The following is a 20,097-nucleotide window of genomic DNA, read 5'->3' as shown; positions in this document are numbered from 1 at the left end:
GATCACAACTCAGAACTGTGCAGCTTCCGTGGAACCGGTCAGCGCCGTCACCGACGACTGGCCGCCCTGAATCACCGTGGTGATACGGTCGAAATAGCCGGTACCCACTTCCTGCTGATGGGACGAGAAGGTGTAGCCCTTCTCACGCGCCGCGAATTCTGGCTGCTGTACTTTCTCCACGTAGTGGCGCATCCCCTCGCCCTGCGCATAGGCGTGCGCCAGGTCGAACATGTTGAACCACATGCTGTGAATACCTGCCAGGGTGATGAACTGGAAGCGGTAACCCATCTCGCTCAACGCCTGCTGGAAGCGGGCGATGGTGCGATCATCGAGGTTTTTCTTCCAGTTAAACGACGGCGAGCAGTTGTAGGCCAGCAGCTTACCGGGGTATTGCGCATGGATCGCGTCGGCAAAACGCTGCGCCAGCGCCAGATCCGGCGTCGAGGTTTCGCACCACAACACATCCGCATAAGGGGCATAGGCCAGACCGCGGCTGATCGCCTGCTCAATCCCGGCGCGAGTGCGGAAGAACCCTTCCGAGGTGCGCTCACCAGTAATAAAGGCGCGATCATATTCATCGCAGTCCGAGGTGATCAGGTCAGCAGCATCCGCGTCGGTGCGGGCGATCAGCACCGTCGGGACATCCATCACATCTGCCGCCAGTCGTGCCGCCACCAGTTTTTGAATCGCCTCCTGCGTTGGCACCAGCACTTTGCCGCCCATATGGCCGCATTTCTTTACCGCCGCCAGTTGATCTTCAAAATGCACCGCCGCCGCACCTGCCTGGATCATCGACTTCATCAACTCAAACGCGTTGAGCACCCCGCCAAAGCCCGCTTCAGCATCCGCCACGATCGGCAGGTAGTAATCAATAAACCCTTCAACGTCCGGCGACATTCCGCTGGCCCACTGAATCTGATCGGCACGCTGGAAGCTTTGATTGATACGTTCCACTACCGCCGGTACCGAGTTCACCGGATACAGCGACTGATCCGGGTACATTTGCCCGGCAAGGTTGGCATCCGCCGCCACCTGCCAGCCGGAGAGATAAATCGCCTCAATACCCGCTTTCGCCTGTTGTACCGCCTGACCACCGGTCAGTGCCCCCAGGCTATTGATGTAACCCTTTTGCGATTCGCCATTCAGCAGCGACCACAGCTTTTGCGCGCCGCGTTCGGCGAGGGTGCAAGCCGGATTCACCGAACCGCGTAAATTCACCACATCCTGCGCGCTGTAAGGACGGGTAATGCCCTGCCAGCGCGCGTCGCGCCAGGTGGTTTCCAGTTGTTTGATTTGTTGTGCACGAGTCGTCATGGCAATGTCTCCTGGGTCATGGCAGCAGGCGGTAACCTGGCAGGGTGAGGAAAGGAACCAGTTCATCATCGGTGGTGATTTGCGCCATCAGCGCAGCGGCATCAGCAAAACGTCCATGACGGAAGCGCTCTTCGCCGAGGCTGTGCTGTAACGCATGCAACTCTTCATCCAGCAGTTGTTCAAACAATGCAGCCGTCACCAGCCGACCATCGCTGAGGATTTGCCTGTGGTGAATCCATTGCCAGATCGAGGTACGGGCAATTTCGGCAGTCGCGGCGTCTTCCATCAGACCATCAATGGGGACACAGCCGTTGCCACTGATCCACGACTCCAGATATTGCAGCGCCACCCGGATGTTGGCGCGCATCCCGGCTTCGGTACGTTTGCCGCGACAGGGAAGTAATAAGCGCTCGGCGGTGATCGGATTGTCTTGCTCGCGGCTGACATGCAACTGGTTAGGTCGATCGCCCAGTTGGCGATTAAATTCGGCCATCGCAATATCCGCCAGACCGGGATGTGCCACCCAGGTGCCGTCGTGGCCGTTTGCCGCTTCACGAGCCTTGTCCTCCCGTACCTTCTGCATCACCCAGGCATTACGCTCTTCATCCTTGCTTGGGATCAGCGCCGACATGCCACCCATTGCCAGCGCGCCGCGCCGATGGCAGGTTTTGATCAGCAGACGCGAGTAGGCATCCAGGAAAGGTTGATCCATGCTGATTTGCTGACGATCTGGCAGGATGCGTTCACCATGCTGCCCCAGCGTTTTGATGTAGCTGAAGATATAATCCCAGCGACCACAGTTCAGACCGACCACATGATCGCGCAGCTCCCACAGGATCTCATCCATCTGGAATACCGCCGGTAACGTCTCGATCAACACCGTGGCTTTAATGGTGCCGCGTGGCAGATCAAGCCGATCTTCGCTGAAACGGAAGATTTCACGCCACCACGCCACTTCCGAGGCATGTTCGGTTTTCGGCAGATAGAACCACGGCCCATGACCTTTCTCCAGCAGCGCATCGACGTTGTGAAACAGATACAACGCAAAATCGAACAACCCACCGGGGATAGCACGATCACGCCATTCCACATGCTTCTCATCCAGATGCAAACCGCGCACACGGCACATCAGCAATGCCGGATCGGATCGTAACTGGTAGATCTTGCCTGCTTCACTGGTGAAGCTCAGCGTACCTTTTACCGCATCACGCAGCGCCAGCTGACCATCAACCAATTTTTGCCAGGTGGGTGCCAGCGAATCCTCAAAATCCGCCATAAAGACTTTTACGTTCGCATTCAATGCGTTGATCACCATTTTGCGATCCGGTGGTCCGGTGATCTCAACGCGGCGATCGCGCAATAACTCGGGAATGGGGCGCACCTGCCATGCATTTTCACGAATGGAAGCCGTTTCCGAATCAAAGCCTGGCAATGCGCCTTGGTCATAACGCTGCTGCCGTTGCTCGCGAGCTTTCAACAGGCGATCGCGTTCCGGGGCGAAACGTGCCACCAGGGAGTGCAGGAAGTCGATCGCTTCCGGGGTGAGCAGCTGCTTTTCCGCGTGGGTAAAGGGCTGGATGAAGGTTAGCGTACTGCTGATAACCGAGTCTGTCATGCGGGCTGCCTCCTGTGTTGATCCCTGATTGCGTTGCGGGATCCGGCTGTAGGGTATTTTTTGACCTGCAAGATTAGAGCATAATGATTTTTATTTTATTTTCAAAAACAATTTCCATTTTTGATTAAAATGTAATTCAACCATATGATTTAAATGTAATTTAAAGTCTCGAATTAAAGGCAATGACTTCCACGACATCTAGCAGGCAAAAAAAAGCCGTGGTTACACAGGCAACCACGGCAAGGTCAAATGAGTTGGAACGGTTACTCGAGTGTCGGATTCATATGTCGTAGATCAAACGGCGTGATCTGGTAAACGTAATAGTTCAGCCAGTTTGAGAACAACAGGTTGCCATGACTGCGCCAGGTAGCGCGTGGCGGCAACTCCGGGTTGTCGTGAGGGAAATAGTTAAATGGCACCGCGGGATGCAGCCCGGCATCGTAATCACGATGGTATTCACCGGATAGTGTCAGCGCATCGTACTCCGGGTGTCCGGTAACAAACGCCAGGCGCTTATCTTTGCTCGCCATCAGGTAGGCCCCGGTGGTTTCCGATTCGGCAAACAGCTCCAGATCGGTGTAATCACGGATCAGCTGGCTGGGAAAGTCGGCATAGCGCGAATGCGGGGCGAGGAAGTTGTCATCAAAACCACGCGTCAGCAACGCATGCGGATGCAGGATTTGATGCTCATACACGCCAGACAACTTGTGCTGGCGCGTCTGTTTAGGAATGCCGTAGAGAATATTCAACGCGGCCTGTACCGCCCAGCAGACAAATAACGTCGAGGTGACGTGTTCCTTTGCCCAGTGCAGCACACGCTGAATCTGCGGCCAGTAGGCGACATCATTGAAATCAACCAGACCCAGCGGCGCACCGGTAACAATCAGTCCATCGAAGTTATCATCCTGAATATCCTCAAAATTGCAGTAGAAATTATTCAGGTGCTCGGTGGGGGTATTACGTGACTCGCGGCTGTCGATACGCAGTAGCTGAATATCAATCTGCAATGGCGAGTTGGATAACAGGCGCAGGAACTGGTTTTCGGTCTCAATCTTTTTCGGCATCAGGTTGAGGACCAGCACTTTCAACGGACGGATCTCCTGAACACTGGCGCGCGACGAGGTCATCACAAAGACATTCTCGTTGCGCAAGAAATTTACTGCCGGTAACTCGTCGGGGATCCTGATTGGCATAACCTGCTTACCTCTTACAACCGTATAAACGTTTAGACATCCAGATGCCTGACATTAGCCTGGAGTATCGTGAATGTCGAGTCTTCATGCGATTTATGAAAATGTTTCAGCTTAATGTGTCTTAAGGATCTGGCGAAGAAAGAATCTCTGACAGCTTGAAATTAAATGACTGCGGGTCAATTTAAATAATCAAAGCGGAGGGAAAACATTCGATCCATATTTATTTGGTTTATAATCCAGACTTTTTAGGTTGTATAAATACCAGCAATAAAAGTGAGGCAAATAATTAAACCTTATGAAATTGAAATATAAAAACCATTAAATTCATTACGTTATGAATTTTATTGTTCTCAATCAAAACCTCCAAATAAATATTTATAAAATTTAAATCACGTCAGGTGTATAAGTCACTTCTGTTATAAAAACAGACCACACTATTAATTCCAATTTTGAAATATCCCTTTATTTAACTTTTTGGCTCGGAAATTATATCTGTAAGGTTTATTACTATGCATAAACTCAAAATTGCACACCTGATCGTACCAGGCATGCTGGTCATGGCGTCACCCTACGGGTTTGCGGCTGCCGCCCCCTTCTCCAGTGATTCACCGTGGATGTTAGGTGACTGGGATGGTCAGCGTACCGCCCTTCAACAACAAGGCATTGATTTTAATGTTAATTATGTGATGGAGAGTGCCGCGAATCTGGCAGGTGGCTATCAATCCTCCACTACCGCACGTTATACCGATCAATGGATGTTCAGTACCCATCTCGATCTGGAAAAATTGCTGGGGTGGCAGGACACTGATTTCCAGGCCACAGTGACCGATCGTAATGGGCAGAACCTGTCGGAACAGGTGGCAAACCCTAAAGCCCCGATGCTTTCTTCTGTTCAGGAGGTTTATGGCCGCGGTCAGACATGGCGACTGACACAGTTCTGGTTGCGTAGCGGTTTTTTCAACGACCATGTCAATCTTAAGCTGGGTCGTGCGACGGTAGGGGAGGATTTTGGCACCATCGAGTCACATTTCCAGAACCTGGCGCTCGGACCGGGTATTCCGGGTAAATCTCGTAGCGATCGCTGGATGAACTGGCCGGTATCTCAGTGGATGGGGCGTTTACAGCTGAATATCACGCCGGATGTCTATGTTAAGGTGGGATTTTATAATCAGAACGATGATAACGATAATCGCGGCAGCGGTTTTCACTTCTCGGTCAATCACTCCGATGGCAATCTGGTTCCGGTAGAAATTGGCTGGCAGCCAAAGCTTGGTGCTGATGCACTACAGGGAAATTATCGCCTGGGTGCTTACTACTCTTCGGCTCAGGGTGGGGTTTATCACAGCTGGCAACACGGTCAATATGGCGATACCGCGCATGGCTACGGCGCTTATGCCATTGTTCAGCAGCAATTATTTGCCCTGCAACATGATAATCATCGCAGCTTGTCTCTGACGCTGAGCCAGGTGATGCATGATAAGCGCACCTCAAAACTCGATTATACCCAAACGGTGGCACTGAGCTGGAAAGGGCTTTTTGCTACGCGTCCCCAGGATGAAATTGGTTTAGGTATGGCACGTTTGCATGTGAACTCGGCATACAGCCGCATGCTCGAGCGGGAGAATGAAGAGAACGGTGCGCAAAGCGTGAATGATGCTACTTATCTGCCAGTGATCAGAGGCTCTGAATACGACTATGAACTCTACTATTCCTGGAACGCCAGCTCATGGCTTACATTGCGTCCTAATCTGCAATATGTTGTCGCGCCAGGCGCAGACAGCAGCGTAAAAGATGCATTTGTTGGGGGAATTACAGCGAGCTTAACGTTCTAACAGTTAAGCTGTAATGGTGCGATTTATCGCATCATTACCCGTTGCGGCGCGATTTATCGCGCGGGTTTTAGTGTTCCGGACGCTGAAAAATGCGCGATAAATCGCGCCGCTACGGGGATATTGACTGGTTTCCAGACGTAAAAAAGCCCTGAACTTTCGTTCAGGGCTTCTTCACTTAATTGATGCCTGGCAGTTCCCTACTCTCGCATGGGGAGACCCCACACTACCATCGGCGCTACGGCGTTTCACTTCTGAGTTCGGCATGGGGTCAGGTGGGACCACCGCGCTACAGCCGCCAGGCAAATTCTGTTTATCCGCACCGCCCTCACAGGCCATACGAATCAATCCGTTCGAACAATGCTGAAAATTTTCGCGTCTCTCAACTCAAAACGCCTCTGGCGTTGTAAGGTTAAGCCTCACGGGTCATTAGTACCGGTTAGCTCAATGCATCGCTGCACTTACACATCCGGCCTATCAACGTCGTCGTCTTCAACGTCCCTTCAGGACTCTCAAGGAGTCAGGGAGAACTCATCTCGGGGCAAGTTTCGTGCTTAGATGCTTTCAGCACTTATCTTTTCCGCACTTAGCTACCGGGCAATGCCATTGGCATGACAACCCGAACACCAGTGGTGCGTTCACTCCGGTCCTCTCGTACTAGGAGCAACCCCCCTCAATTCTCCAGCGCCCACGGCAGATAGGGACCGAACTGTCTCACGACGTTCTAAACCCAGCTCGCGTACCACTTTAAACGGCGAACAGCCGTACCCTTGGGACCTACTTCAGCCCCAGGATGTGATGAGCCGACATCGAGGTGCCAAACACCGCCGTCGATATGAACTCTTGGGCGGTATCAGCCTGTTATCCCCGGAGTACCTTTTATCCGTTGAGCGATGGCCCTTCCATTCAGAACCACCGGATCACTATGACCTGCTTTCGCACCTGCTCGAGCCGTCACTCTCGCAGTCAAGCTGGCTTATGCCATTGCACTAACCTCCTGATGTCCGACCAGGATTAGCCAACCTTCGTGCTCCTCCGTTACACTTTGGGAGGAGACCGCCCCAGTCAAACTACCCACCAGACACTGTCCGCAGCCCGGATTACGGGCCTACGTTAGAACATCAAACATTAAAGGGTGGTATTTCAAGGTTGGCTCCACGCAGACTGGCGTCCACGCTTCAAAGCCTCCCACCTATCCTACACATCAAGGCTCAATGTTCAGTGTCAAGCTATAGTAAAGGTTCACGGGGTCTTTCCGTCTTGCCGCGGGTACACTGCATCTTCACAGCGATTTCAATTTCACTGAGTCTCGGGTGGAGACAGCCTGGCCATCATTACGCCATTCGTGCAGGTCGGAACTTACCCGACAAGGAATTTCGCTACCTTAGGACCGTTATAGTTACGGCCGCCGTTTACCGGGGCTTCGATCAAGAGCTTCTCCTTACGGATAACCCCATCAATTAACCTTCCGGCACCGGGCAGGCGTCACACCGTATACGTCCACTTTCGTGTTTGCACAGTGCTGTGTTTTTAATAAACAGTTGCAGCCAGCTGGTATCTTCGACTGGCTTCAGCTCCGGGAGCAAGTCCCTTCACCTAATGCCAGCGTGCCTTCTCCCGAAGTTACGGCACCATTTTGCCTAGTTCCTTCACCCGAGTTCTCTCAAGCGCCTTGGTATTCTCTACCTGACCACCTGTGTCGGTTTGGGGTACGATTTCGTGTTACCTGGAGCTTAGAGGCTTTTCCTGGAAGCAGGGCATCAGTTACTTCACCACCGTAGTGGCTCGTCATCACGCCTCAGCCTTAAAGCATTCCGGATTTGCCTGGAATGCAAGCCTACACGCTTAAACCGGGACAACCGTCGCCCGGATAACCTAGCCTTCTCCGTCCCCCCTTCGCAGTAACACCAAGTACAGGAATATTAACCTGTTTCCCATCGACTACGCTTTTCAGCCTCGCCTTAGGGGTCGACTCACCCTGCCCCGATTAACGTTGGACAGGAACCCTTGGTCTTCCGGCGAGCGGGCTTTTCACCCGCTTTATCGTTACTTATGTCAGCATTCGCACTTCTGATACCTCCAGCAGACCTCACAGTCCACCTTCAGCGGCTTACAGAACGCTCCCCTACCCAACAACACATAGTGTCGCTGCCGCAGCTTCGGTGCATGGTTTAGCCCCGTTACATCTTCCGCGCAGGCCGACTCGACCAGTGAGCTATTACGCTTTCTTTAAATGATGGCTGCTTCTAAGCCAACATCCTGGCTGTCTGGGCCTTCCCACATCGTTTCCCACTTAACCATGACTTTGGGACCTTAGCTGGCGGTCTGGGTTGTTTCCCTCTTCACGACGGACGTTAGCACCCGCCGTGTGTCTCCCGTGATAACATTCTCCGGTATTCGCAGTTTGCATCGGGTTGGTAAGCCGGGATGGCCCCCTAGCCGAAACAGTGCTCTACCCCCGGAGATGAGTTCACGAGGCGCTACCTAAATAGCTTTCGGGGAGAACCAGCTATCTCCCGGTTTGATTGGCCTTTCACCCCCAGCCACAAGTCATCCGCTAATTTTTCAACATTAGTCGGTTCGGTCCTCCAGTTAGTGTTACCCAACCTTCAACCTGCCCATGGCTAGATCACCGGGTTTCGGGTCTATACCCTGCAACTTAACGCCCAATTAAGACTCGGTTTCCCTGCGGCTCCCCTATACGGTTAACCTTGCTACAGAATATAAGTCGCTGACCCATTATACAAAAGGTACGCAGTCACACCCGAAGGTGCTCCCACTGCTTGTACGTACACGGTTTCAGGTTCTGTTTCACTCCCCTCGCCGGGGTTCTTTTCGCCTTTCCCTCACGGTACTGGTTCACTATCGGTCAGTCAGGAGTATTTAGCCTTGGAGGATGGTCCCCCCATATTCAGACAGGATACCACGTGTCCCGCCCTACTCATCGGACTCACAATCTGTGCATTTTCATGTACGGGGCTGTCACCCTGTATCGCGCGACTTTCCAGACGCTTCCATTAACACACAAACTGATTCAGGTCCTGGGCTGTTCCCCGTTCGCTCGCCGCTACTGGGGGAATCTCGGTTGATTTCTTTTCCTCGGGGTACTTAGATGTTTCAGTTCCCCCGGTTCGCCTCGTTAACCTATGTATTCAGTTAACGATAGTGCATAAATGCACTGGGTTTCCCCATTCGGACATCGTCGGCTGTTGCGGTTCATATCACCTTACCGACGCTTTTCGCAGATTAGCACGTCCTTCATCGCCTCTGACTGCCAGGGCATCCACCGTGTACGCTTAGTCGCTTAACCTCACAACCCACAGGCGTTTTCACGCATGCAGACTGCAAGCATTTGAGAGACTCGAACACATCGCTTTCATTTCTTATTACGGAGAAATGAAACAACGTGTCGTTTCAAATTTTCAGCTTGTTCCGGATTGTTAAAGAGCAAATACTTCGCAGCACACCGTTTCCGGTACGCTCTGAAGTATTGAAGTACTGTAATGGTGGAGCTAAGCGGGATCGAACCGCTGACCTCCTGCGTGCAAGGCAGGCGCTCTCCCAGCTGAGCTATAGCCCCATACAGTTACTGCAGAGACCACTACTACCACTCAACCGAGTTAACATTCTTACAGGAAGAATGTAATTTCTTCTCAGGCAAGGCATGCGGAAGGGAAGTTTACGTGAGTAAACGACCGCGCGCATAACGCAGCATGAGGAGAAATTTGGTAGGCCTGAGTGGACTTGAACCACCGACCTCACCCTTATCAGGGGTGCGCTCTAACCACCTGAGCTACAAGCCTGTAGAGGTTTTTTCTGCTCGTTACTTTTTCATCAGACAATCTGTGTGAGCACTTCGAAGGAAGGTATCTTCAGGTAAGGAGGTGATCCAACCGCAGGTTCCCCTACGGTTACCTTGTTACGACTTCACCCCAGTCATGAATCACAAAGTGGTAAGCGCCCTCCCGAAGGTTAAGCTACCTACTTCTTTTGCAACCCACTCCCATGGTGTGACGGGCGGTGTGTACAAGGCCCGGGAACGTATTCACCGTAGCATTCTGATCTACGATTACTAGCGATTCCGACTTCATGGAGTCGAGTTGCAGACTCCAATCCGGACTACGACGCACTTTATGAGGTCCGCTTGCTCTCGCGAGGTCGCTTCTCTTTGTATGCGCCATTGTAGCACGTGTGTAGCCCTGGCCGTAAGGGCCATGATGACTTGACGTCATCCCCACCTTCCTCCGGTTTATCACCGGCAGTCTCCTTTGAGTTCCCGACCGAATCGCTGGCAACAAAGGATAAGGGTTGCGCTCGTTGCGGGACTTAACCCAACATTTCACAACACGAGCTGACGACAGCCATGCAGCACCTGTCTCAGAGTTCCCGAAGGCACCAAAGCATCTCTGCTAAGTTCTCTGGATGTCAAGGCCAGGTAAGGTTCTTCGCGTTGCATCGAATTAAACCACATGCTCCACCGCTTGTGCGGGCCCCCGTCAATTCATTTGAGTTTTAACCTTGCGGCCGTACTCCCCAGGCGGTCGACTTAACGCGTTAGCTCCGGAAGCCACGCCTCAAGGGCACAACCTCCAAGTCGACATCGTTTACAGCGTGGACTACCAGGGTATCTAATCCTGTTTGCTCCCCACGCTTTCGCACCTGAGCGTCAGTCTTTGTCCAGGGGGCCGCCTTCGCCACCGGTATTCCTCCAGATCTCTACGCATTTCACCGCTACACCTGGAATTCTACCCCCCTCTACAAGACTCTAGCCTGCCAGTTTCGAATGCAGTTCCCAGGTTAAGCCCGGGGATTTCACATCCGACTTGACAGACCGCCTGCGTGCGCTTTACGCCCAGTAATTCCGATTAACGCTTGCACCCTCCGTATTACCGCGGCTGCTGGCACGGAGTTAGCCGGTGCTTCTTCTGCGGGTAACGTCAATGACGATGCGTATTAAACATCATCCCTTCCTCCCCGCTGAAAGTACTTTACAACCCGAAGGCCTTCTTCATACACGCGGCATGGCTGCATCAGGCTTGCGCCCATTGTGCAATATTCCCCACTGCTGCCTCCCGTAGGAGTCTGGACCGTGTCTCAGTTCCAGTGTGGCTGGTCATCCTCTCAGACCAGCTAGGGATCGTCGCCTAGGTGAGCCATTACCCCACCTACTAGCTAATCCCATCTGGGTTCATCCGATGGTGTGAGGCCCGAAGGTCCCCCACTTTGGTCTTGCGACGTTATGCGGTATTAGCTACCGTTTCCAGTAGTTATCCCCCTCCATCGGGCAGATCCCCAGACATTACTCACCCGTCCGCCACTCGTCACCCAAGGAGCAAGCTCCTCTGTGCTACCGTTCGACTTGCATGTGTTAGGCCTGCCGCCAGCGTTCAATCTGAGCCATGATCAAACTCTTCAATTTAAAGTTTGATGCTCAAAGAATTAAACTTCGTAATGAATTACGTGTTCACTCTTGAGACTTGATATTTTTTAAGTCCGTAGACTTTTGATATCAATCCTGCGAGTGCCCACACAGATTGTCTGATAAATTGTTAAAGAGCAGTGCGAGCAGCGGGTTAACCGTCTGTCGCGAGGTGGCGTATATTACGCTTTCCTCTTTCAGAGTCAATCACTTTTTTCAGCGATTTTCTCTGGCGAGAGTTCCTTCAGAACTTCTCTCTCAACACCGCATTTCGTAAACCGTTGTGCCGTGTCGATGGAGGCGCATTATAGGGAGTTGTTCGGCGCACGCAACCGCTAATTTCAATAAAAACAACCGTTCGCTGCATTCCACAGCAAAACCCCGCCTTATACCCACTTACACACAAAGTTATCCACACCTCACGACAGAAATGAATTTAGGCGAGCATCGCGCAAACGTTTTCGCTACAATGCCCCGCGACGTGAAGGATGCCCCTTTTGGGGCGTTACCTGAGGCCAACGTTTCTTCTATATAGAAGAAAAACGCTAAGCTTGATGTAACGCTCTTATTTACGCGAAACAAAGCCAAGGGATAAAACCACCATGCAACAACGTCGTCCAGTACGCCGCGCTCTGCTGAGTGTCTCAGACAAAGCCGGTATCCTCGAATTTGCTCAGGCACTCTCCAGCCGTGGTGTTGAGCTGCTCTCCACAGGTGGCACTGCACGCCTGCTGGCAGATGCGGGCCTGCCGGTCACTGAAGTGTCTGACTACACCGGTTTTCCGGAAATGATGGATGGACGTGTCAAAACGCTGCACCCGAAAGTGCATGGCGGCATTCTTGGTCGTCGCGGCCAGGATGATGCCATCATGGCGCAGCACGCTATCAATCCTATCGACATGGTGGTCGTTAACCTTTATCCCTTCGCCCAAACCGTGGCGAAGCCGGGCTGTACGCTGGAAGATGCGGTTGAAAACATCGATATCGGCGGCCCGACCATGGTGCGCTCCGCCGCGAAGAACCATAAAGACGTGGCAATTGTCGTTAAGAGCAGCGATTACCACGCCATCATTGCCGAGCTGGACGCCAACGAAAACTCTCTGACGCTGGAAACCCGTTTCGACCTGGCGATTAAAGCCTTCGAACACACTGCCGCCTACGACAGCATGATTGCTAACTACTTTGGTAGCCTGGTGCCGGCCTATCACGGCGAGAGCAAAGAACCTGCTGGTCGTTTCCCGCGTACCCTGAACCTGAACTTCATTAAGAAGCAGGATATGCGTTACGGCGAGAACAGCCATCAGGATGCCGCTTTCTATATAGAAGAGAACGTGGCGGAAGCCTCGGTTGCCACTGCCCAGCAGGTGCAGGGTAAAGCGCTGTCCTACAACAATATCGCTGATACTGATGCTGCTCTGGAATGTGTCAAAGAGTTCAGCGAAGCCGCCTGCGTGATTGTGAAGCACGCCAACCCGTGCGGTGTGGCTGTGGGCAGCTCGATTCTGGACGCCTATGAGCGCGCATACAAAACCGATCCTACCTCTGCATTTGGCGGCATCATCGCTTTCAACCGTGAGCTGGACGAAGCCACCGCACAAGCCATCATTAGCCGTCAGTTCGTGGAAGTGATTATTGCCCCTTCCGCCTCTGAAGCCGCGCTGAAAGTCACCGCCAGCAAACAGAATGTGCGCGTTCTGGTGTGTGGTCAGTGGCAGGATCGCGTTGCCGGTCTGGATTTCAAACGTGTAAACGGTGGTTTGCTGGTACAAGACCGCGATCTGGGTATGGTCGATGCCAGCCAGCTGCGCGTAGTAAGCAAACGCCAGCCAACTGAACAGGAACTGCGTGATGCGCTGTTCTGCTGGAAAGTGGCGAAATTCGTTAAATCCAACGCCATTGTCTATGCGCGTGACAACATGACCATCGGTATTGGCGCAGGCCAGATGAGCCGCGTCTATTCCGCGAAAATCGCCGGTATTAAAGCAGGTGATGAAGGTCTGGAAGTAAAAGGTTCTGCAATGGCCTCTGACGCCTTCTTCCCGTTCCGCGATGGTATTGATGCTGCGGCTGCCGTCGGTGTCACCTGTGTGATTCAGCCAGGTGGTTCGATTCGCGATGATGAAGTGATTGCCGCCGCCGATGAGCACGGCATCGCGATGATCTTTACCGACATGCGTCATTTCCGCCATTAATCGTTGGGAGCGTAACAGATGAAAATTTTAGTCATTGGCAATGGTGGACGTGAGCACGCTCTGGCGTGGAAAGCTGCGCAGTCACCGCTGGCAGAAACCGTGTTTGTCGCACCTGGTAACGCAGGCACCGCACTGGAACCGGCATTGCAAAATGTCGCTATCAGCGCCACCGACGTTGCCGCGCTGCTGGTCTTTGCTCAGCAGGAGAAAATTGACCTGACCATCGTCGGCCCGGAAGCGCCGCTGGTGATTGGTGTCGTTGATGCGTTCCGTGCCGCGGGTCTGAAAATTTTTGGCCCGACGCAGGCAGCCGCACAGCTGGAAGGCTCCAAAGCCTTCACCAAAGATTTCCTCGCACGTCAGCAGATCCCAACCGCTGAATACCAGAACTTTACCGAGGTAGAACCGGCGCTGGCGTATCTGCGTGAGAAAGGCGCACCGATCGTCATCAAAGCCGATGGTCTGGCCGCCGGTAAAGGCGTGATCGTGGCGATGACGCTGCAAGAAGCGGAAGACGCGGTACAGGATATGCTGGCAGGCAACGCGTTCGGCGATGCCGGCCACCGTATCGTGATCGAAGAGTTCCTTGATGGCGAAGAAGCCAGCTTTATCGTGATGGTTGATGGCGACAACGTGCTGCCGATGGCCACCAGCCAGGATCATAAACGTGTCGGTGACGGCGATACCGGCCCGAATACCGGAGGCATGGGTGCCTACTCTCCGGCACCGGTGGTGACCGATGAGATCCACCAGCGCGTGATGGATCAGATCATTTGGCCAACCGTGAACGGCATGAAAGCCGAAGGTAACACCTACACCGGCTTCCTGTATGCCGGTCTGATGATCGATAAAGCCGGTCAGCCTAAAGTGATCGAGTTCAACTGCCGCTTTGGCGATCCGGAAACCCAGCCGATCATGCTGCGTTTGCAGTCCGATCTGGTGGCGCTGTGTCTGGCGGCCTGTGACGGCAAGTTGGATCAGCAGACGTCACAATGGGATCCGCGTCCGTCACTGGGTGTGGTGCTGGCTGCCGGTGGTTATCCGGGCAACTACAACACCGGCGACCAGATTCACGGCCTGCCGCTGGAAGAAGTTGCAGATGGTAAAGTGTTCCACGCCGGTACCACGCTGAAGGATGACCTGGTGGTCACCAATGGGGGTCGCGTACTTTGCGTCACCGCGCTGGGCGCAGATGTTGCTGCCGCACAGCAGCGTGCCTACGAACTGGCGAAGTCTATCTCCTGGGAAGGCAGCTTCTGCCGCCACGATATCGGCTATCGCGCCATCAACCGCAAATAATCAGCAGGGGCACGCACAGTGCCCCTTCTTCATTCCCGGTCAGAAGTCGCTCTCTTTCGGCTGCCAACTACATTCGTCCGTGGGCGTGATATGCAATAGCTGCACCCCTTCAGGCGCTTCCAGCCAGGCCACCATCAACGGTGAGGATGTATTACGCTGCTGCTGTGCCAGCGTTGCCTGGATGCTGCTATCGAAAGGCGCATTCACCACCTTCCCTTCGCAGTTGCGTACCTGAGTATCGCCCAGCCAGTGCCCCTGGCTTAGCAATACACGGCCATTCAGCAAGGCATTGCTCTGCGCCAGCATGCGCTGCGCATCGAAGCGATACAGCTCGATACTGTCGCTACTTACCGCCTCACGACGTCCAGCCAGTTGTCGCTGCATAAAATTGAGGTTGCCCTGCTGATCAAAACGTAACGTAACGTCATCCGTCTGCTCGCCCGCGACCTGACGTTGCACGCTGATAAGATTGTTGTCCAGCCAGCTGTAGTCCGTTGTCTCCATTGCATCACCATTGAATGGCGTGAAGACCGTACGCATGTGAATTGATTGATGGTCGCTATTTTTGCGCCAGATACGCACCACGCCACGATCGGCAAGATAGCCGCTGGCGGTAAAGGCAGGAAGATCAGGAGTCGTGCTACAGCCCGTCAGCAGCGCACCACATAACAGGGCGCAGACGCGCTGATAATTACGTTTCAGCATGGCAGGCCCCGGAAACAAAAAGGGGCGATGTCGCCCCTCTTTTAAAGCTATACCGCGTCGCGGAAACTTACTTAACAGCGTCTTTCAGCGCTTTACCAGAGACGAACGCCGGTACGTTTGCCGCAGCGATTTTGATCTCTTTGCCAGTCTGCGGGTTGCGACCGGTACGCTCAGCGCGGTGGTTCACTTTAAAAGTACCAAAACCAACCAGTTGTACAGCATCACCATCTTTCAGAGACTCAGTGATCGCAGCCAGGGTAGATTCCAGAGCAGTTTTAGCCTGGGTTTTTGACAGGTCTGCTTTTTCCGCGATCACATCAATCAGTTGAGTCTTGTTCATAAGTTATCCTTAAAGTGTATTTATCGCTTGCTAAGCAACGAGTGCGAGGGAAAAGCCATATTCTGGCACTCTTCAGCCTGCACGCACCGATAGCCACAATTTTCAGCCCCCCAAATGTAGACCAGACAGGGGGCTGATGTGAAGCCTCCAGGCGCGCTAATTCGGGCCTGAAGTCACGTTTTCTCGCCTTATTGCTGAAAAATTATACCGATGTTACTGATTCCCGCTTCGCGCAGGTCAGAACGTAACCCTTTAATCAGCTCGAGGTCGCGCTCTTCGCATTCTGCCAACAGGCGGAAAATCTCCCACTGCATATCCCATTCGTCAATAATCGCCTGGTTTTCGCGCAGCTCTTCATCGCTCATTTCGCGTCCAGCCTGGGTCATTTCGAGGATAGCGACAGTGGTCACTGAGGTGCGGCTCACTTCAACCGCATGTTCCAGGGTTTCGCCACTGAGCTGAGCATGCAGCACTTCACTCAATGCCACGCAGGCATCAATCGCCGGATGCACGCCATAGATATCGAAATCGTCGCCATTGGGGATGACCGCTTCCAGCTTCTCCAGTTGGCTGTCGAAATTGATTTTAGCGCCTTTGACCGTCAGGCTTTCCCAGACTAAATCGAGAATACGGCGATAAAGCTGCGGATCGGCGAATTCGGTCTGCTGACAGAAGGCCCAGTAGTTAGGGAACATACGTTCACACAGACAGGCCATAAAGGTGACGTGCTGCCAGCTTTCCAGCTTCGCCAGGCGCAAATGGACGGGGTTCTGTAACATCAAACTTGCTCTCAATAATTTAGCTGGCGGCAGTGTACCGCAAAAGCCGCGCGCAAACAGCGTTAACGCGCATTTTGCCTGCGCAGAAAGGCCGGACGACCAGAAGCTACCGCATCGGCCCAGCGTGTCGGCTCAGGCAGGCGATAACCCGCCATGCAATTTTCCACCCACTGCAATGCGCTGTCGGTACTGACACGATGGCCGGTGGAGATAAAAAGTGGGTTGCAGCGCGCCTTGCTGCGCCACACCCAACCCAACTGCTCGCCTTTATCCAGCAACGGCTGACGGCTGCCCGGCGCTTCATCCAGCGTATCAAACTGGCCACACAGGCGCCGCTTTGCCACACCAATGGTCGGTACATCCACCAGCAAGCCAAAATGCGCCGCCACACCGAGCCGACGCGGATGCGAGATGCCATGCCCATCGACAAATAACAGGTCCGGTTGATGCTGGAGTTGTTGCCAGGCAGCTAATAGAGCGGGCACTTCGCGGAATGATAAAAAACCGGGGATATAGGGCATGGTGGTGCTGATGCGGGCAATCTGATGCTCCACCAGTTGCAACGAGGGGTACTCAAGAATCACCAGCGCGGCGCGCGTCACTTCCCCGCCCTGTTCAAACCCGACATCGGCACCGGCAATCAAACGGGGCGGCAGCACCTCAAAATCGTCCTGCCGCACCACGTCAGCTGCGCGCTGTTGCTGTTCCGTGCGTAGCGCCGCTAAATCCATCGCTAGCCCTGATGATAAGGACGTGACAAACGATGCACCGCCTCAACAAAGGCACCGGCATGCTCTGGCGGTACATCCTGATGGATACCGTGGCCCAGATTGAAGACGTGGCCTTCACCCTTGCCAAACCCTTCAAGGATGCCAGCCACTTCCTGCTCGATACGGGCCGGTGGGGCGTAGAGCATTGACGGGTCCATATTGCCCTGCAACGCCACTTTGTGGCCGACGCGACGACGGGCATCGGCAATATCGGTGCTCCAGTCCAGGCCCAGCGCATCACAGCCAGTTTCCGCGATCGCTTCCAGCCATTGCCCGCCACCTTTGGTGAACAGGGTGATCGGCACACGGCGACCTTCGTTCTCATGTAGCACGCTATCAACGATTTTGTGCATGTAGTAAAGCGAGAACTCGCGATAATCACGTCCGGTCAGCACGCCGCCCCAGGTGTCGAACACCATGATCGACTGCGCACCGGCTTTGATCTGCGCGTTCAGATAGAGGATCACGCTGTCGGCCAGCTTATCCAGCAACGCATGCAGCGTTTGTGGCTCGGCGTACATCATCTTTTTGATTTTGGTGAAGGCCTTGCTGCTACCCCCTTCAACCATGTAGGTAGCCAGCGTCCACGGGCTACCGGAGAAACCGATCAGCGGCACTTCGCCTTTCAGGTTATGGCGAATGGTGCGCACCGCATTCATCACATAACCCAGCTCTTGCTCCGGGTCAGGTACCGGCAGTTTGTCGACGTCAGCGCGGCTGGTAATCGGGTGAGAGAAACGGGGGCCTTCACCGGTTTCAAAGTACAGGCCCAATCCCATGGCATCCGGGATGGTGAGAATATCGCTGAAGAGGATTGCCGCATCCAGCGCATAGCGACGCAGCGGTTGCAGCGTGACTTCACAGGCCAGCTCAGCATTTTTACACAGCGACATAAAGTCACCGGCCTCGGCGCGTGTGGCTTTATATTCCGGCAGATAACGCCCGGCTTGTCGCATCATCCAAACCGGGGTGACATCCACCGGCTGACGTAACAGGGCGCGCAGATAACGATCGTTCTTCAGTTCACTCATAATTGGCTCTCTCACTGACAGGGCGCCAGTGTAGCATTTTCACAGCGCGCTGGCGCGACAGTGGGCAACGGTATCTTCAATCAGACGTCGCGCGACGGTACCCGGCGGCGGTAATAAAGGTAACGCATCGTAGCGGAACCAGCCGGCATCCAGCAGTTCTTTGCCGTCATGCTGTAGCTCCCCGCCATCGTATTCCGCCATATAGGCCATCATCAGCGAATGGGGGAATGGCCAGGGTTGTGAGGTGACGTAACGTACGTTTTTCACTCGTACATTGCTCTCTTCCATCACCTCACGCGCCACTGCCTGTTCGAGGGTTTCCCCCACTTCAACAAAACCGGCCAGTACGGTGTAGACGTTGTTACGATGCTTTGCGTGGTTCGCCAGCAGGATCTCATCTCCGCGCCGAATCGCCACAATGATGCAGGGCGCGATTTGCGGATAATAGCGTTCACGGCAGTGACCGCACAGGCAAGCAAACTCACGTTTGCTCAAATGCATTTCGTGGCCGCAATAGCCGCACCAGCGATGCGAACGAAAGAATTCCGCCAGTTGCACGCCACGCCCGGCAAGCTGGAACAGGCCGACATCTTCGTCAATCAACTGGCGTACTGAGCCCATATTGTCAGAACGTGATTCACGCACCAGCCAGACGTTTTCACCCTGCCATTCGCCAATCACCATGCCGCTGCTGCCCGCCAGATCGAATTGTTCCGCCGTCCCGTGCGGCAGCTCACCCTGTGGCAGCCAAAGTTTTTGTTCATGGCTGACAATCCACCAGCCAGCGTCTACGCTTGAGATCTCACGTTGCATTTAAATCGTCATCCTTAGCGTCTATTCGCAGAATGAACCACTATAACCCACATGGAGCCTTGTATGCTTACTCAGTTAGATGACCTGACCGAGCGTGTAGGCCGCGGTAACGAATTGGTCGATTCATGGCTACACGCGCGTCGTCAGCTACTTGTGACTTACTACCAGTTGGTTGGCATGAAGCCCAAAAAAGATGCGTTGAGTGCCCTGGACGAACAGGCGCTGGATGCCTTTTGTCATAACCTGGTGGATTATCTCTCCGCCGGCCATTTCAGCATTTATGAACATATTATCAGTGAGATGCAAGGTGACAGCCCGATGATCGCCGCCGCGCAAATCTACCCGTCACTGGAAGCCAATACCGAACGAATGATGCAACTGTATGACGGCCATCTTCAACAGGCCATCACCGATGACAACTGCGTCACCTTCCAGCAGGCGCTGTCTGAAGTGGGTGAAGTGCTGGAGTCGCGTTTTACGCTGGAAGATAAGCTGGTGCATCTGGCATGGGACAATCAGCTGGCGCATACGCCGGTAGCGAATGAAAGCATCATCGCCCGCCCTGCTTAGCCGCCCGCATTTGTAAAAGACTTGTTATTCGTAAAAAGCCCTTCTATGCTACGAGGGCTTTTTTATTTTACGGTTTAACACCGTAAATATTTTCTTGTCGGAGTGCCCATTTTGGGCTGAGACCGTTAATTCGGGATCCGCGGAACCTGATCAGGTTAGTACCTGCGAAGGGAACAAGAGTAAATATCACAGCCGGTGCGCGCGCCGTTTCTGTTACTCCTTCCGGAC

Annotated in this window: 13 protein-coding genes, 2 tRNA genes, 3 rRNA genes and 1 riboswitch; of the genes, 4 read left to right on the top strand and 14 right to left on the bottom strand. The window is 53.7% G+C overall.

All coding sequences use genetic code 11. The features are described 5' to 3' along the window. Positions 1–9 precede the first annotated feature (9 nt). From aceA to metA, 3 genes are all read right to left on the bottom strand, one after another. On the bottom strand, positions 10–1,314 hold the full coding sequence (gene aceA, locus AC6I8T_RS01335; RefSeq protein WP_021186254.1) for an isocitrate lyase: 1,305 nt from the start codon (positions 1,312–1,314) through the stop codon (positions 10–12). A gap of 16 nt (positions 1,315–1,330) precedes the next feature. Next, the gene (aceB, locus tag AC6I8T_RS01330; protein ID WP_497833442.1) at positions 1,331–2,929 is read right to left on the bottom strand and encodes a malate synthase A; all 1,599 of its coding nucleotides are present in this window, start codon (positions 2,927–2,929) and stop codon (positions 1,331–1,333) included. 263 nt (positions 2,930–3,192) lie between these two features. Then, complete coding sequence (gene metA / locus AC6I8T_RS01325; protein ID WP_208724573.1) at positions 3,193–4,122, bottom strand: homoserine O-acetyltransferase MetA; 930 nt, start codon at positions 4,120–4,122, stop codon at positions 3,193–3,195. Between the two features lie 509 nt (positions 4,123–4,631). Here metA and AC6I8T_RS01320 point away from each other — a divergent pair. Next, positions 4,632–5,954 carry a carbohydrate porin gene (locus AC6I8T_RS01320; RefSeq protein WP_021186251.1) on the top strand — a complete coding sequence of 441 codons (1,323 nt, stop codon included), beginning with the start codon at positions 4,632–4,634 and terminating at the stop codon, positions 5,952–5,954. Positions 5,955–6,138: 184 nt separating this feature from the next. Here AC6I8T_RS01320 and rrf read toward each other — a convergent pair. The 5 genes from rrf to AC6I8T_RS01295 all read right to left on the bottom strand — a co-directional run bounded on the left by rrf (position 6,139) and on the right by AC6I8T_RS01295 (position 11,370). Continuing rightward, positions 6,139–6,254, bottom strand: a 5S ribosomal RNA gene (rrf, locus tag AC6I8T_RS01315). Positions 6,255–6,359: 105 nt separating this feature from the next. Then, positions 6,360–9,261 (bottom strand): 23S ribosomal RNA (locus tag AC6I8T_RS01310). A gap of 194 nt (positions 9,262–9,455) precedes the next feature. Then, positions 9,456–9,531 (bottom strand) — tRNA-Ala (locus tag AC6I8T_RS01305). Between the two features lie 146 nt (positions 9,532–9,677). After that, positions 9,678–9,754 (bottom strand) — tRNA-Ile (locus AC6I8T_RS01300). A 74-nt stretch (positions 9,755–9,828) separates the two neighbouring features. Continuing rightward, a 16S ribosomal RNA gene (locus AC6I8T_RS01295) occupies positions 9,829–11,370 on the bottom strand. Together the 16S, 23S and 5S rRNA genes with 2 tRNA genes alongside form the textbook arrangement of a ribosomal RNA operon. A gap of 602 nt (positions 11,371–11,972) precedes the next feature. Between AC6I8T_RS01295 and purH the strand changes: the two genes are divergently transcribed. Both purH and purD read left to right on the top strand, forming a co-directional pair. Then, the gene (gene purH, locus AC6I8T_RS01290) at positions 11,973–13,562 is read left to right on the top strand and encodes a bifunctional phosphoribosylaminoimidazolecarboxamide formyltransferase/IMP cyclohydrolase (protein ID WP_021186411.1); all 1,590 of its coding nucleotides are present in this window, start codon (positions 11,973–11,975) and stop codon (positions 13,560–13,562) included. Positions 13,563–13,580: 18 nt separating this feature from the next. Beyond that, the gene (gene purD / locus AC6I8T_RS01285) at positions 13,581–14,861 is read left to right on the top strand and encodes a phosphoribosylamine--glycine ligase (RefSeq protein ID WP_497833441.1); all 1,281 of its coding nucleotides are present in this window, start codon (positions 13,581–13,583) and stop codon (positions 14,859–14,861) included. A gap of 39 nt (positions 14,862–14,900) precedes the next feature. Here purD and AC6I8T_RS01280 read toward each other — a convergent pair whose 3' ends face one another. From AC6I8T_RS01280 to nudC, 6 genes are all read right to left on the bottom strand, one after another. Then, a complete protein-coding gene (locus AC6I8T_RS01280; RefSeq protein ID WP_208724571.1) occupies positions 14,901–15,566 on the bottom strand; it encodes a DUF1481 domain-containing protein in 666 nt (221 codons plus the stop codon). A 67-nt stretch (positions 15,567–15,633) separates the two neighbouring features. Next, a complete protein-coding gene (gene hupA / locus AC6I8T_RS01275) occupies positions 15,634–15,906 on the bottom strand; it encodes a nucleoid-associated protein HU-alpha (RefSeq protein ID WP_013507416.1) in 273 nt (90 codons plus the stop codon). A 188-nt stretch (positions 15,907–16,094) separates the two neighbouring features. Further along, positions 16,095–16,685 carry a YjaG family protein gene (locus AC6I8T_RS01270; RefSeq protein WP_021186414.1) on the bottom strand — a complete coding sequence of 197 codons (591 nt, stop codon included), beginning with the start codon at positions 16,683–16,685 and terminating at the stop codon, positions 16,095–16,097. A gap of 62 nt (positions 16,686–16,747) precedes the next feature. Next, positions 16,748–17,416, bottom strand: a complete 669-nt coding sequence (gene nfi / locus AC6I8T_RS01265; protein ID WP_208724570.1) for a deoxyribonuclease V — start codon at positions 17,414–17,416, stop codon at positions 16,748–16,750. Between the two features lie 2 nt (positions 17,417–17,418). Continuing rightward, the gene (gene hemE, locus AC6I8T_RS01260) at positions 17,419–18,486 is read right to left on the bottom strand and encodes a uroporphyrinogen decarboxylase (RefSeq protein ID WP_021186416.1); all 1,068 of its coding nucleotides are present in this window, start codon (positions 18,484–18,486) and stop codon (positions 17,419–17,421) included. 39 nt (positions 18,487–18,525) lie between these two features. Next, positions 18,526–19,299, bottom strand: a complete 774-nt coding sequence (gene nudC, locus AC6I8T_RS01255; protein ID WP_021186417.1) for an NAD(+) diphosphatase — start codon at positions 19,297–19,299, stop codon at positions 18,526–18,528. Positions 19,300–19,362: 63 nt separating this feature from the next. On the opposite strand from nudC, the gene AC6I8T_RS01250 reads away from it, so the two are divergent. Then, positions 19,363–19,869: an Rsd/AlgQ family anti-sigma factor gene (locus AC6I8T_RS01250; protein ID WP_021186418.1), complete on the top strand. Its 507-nt coding sequence runs from the start codon at positions 19,363–19,365 to the stop codon at positions 19,867–19,869. An 88-nt stretch (positions 19,870–19,957) separates the two neighbouring features. Beyond that, a riboswitch (TPP riboswitch) is annotated at positions 19,958–20,059 on the top strand. Positions 20,060–20,097 lie beyond the last annotated feature (38 nt).

The sequence above is a fragment of the Pantoea sp. X-Soil-OKNW-556 genome (genome assembly GCF_059730695.1).
This window is presented reverse-complemented; position numbering and strand designations above follow the sequence as displayed.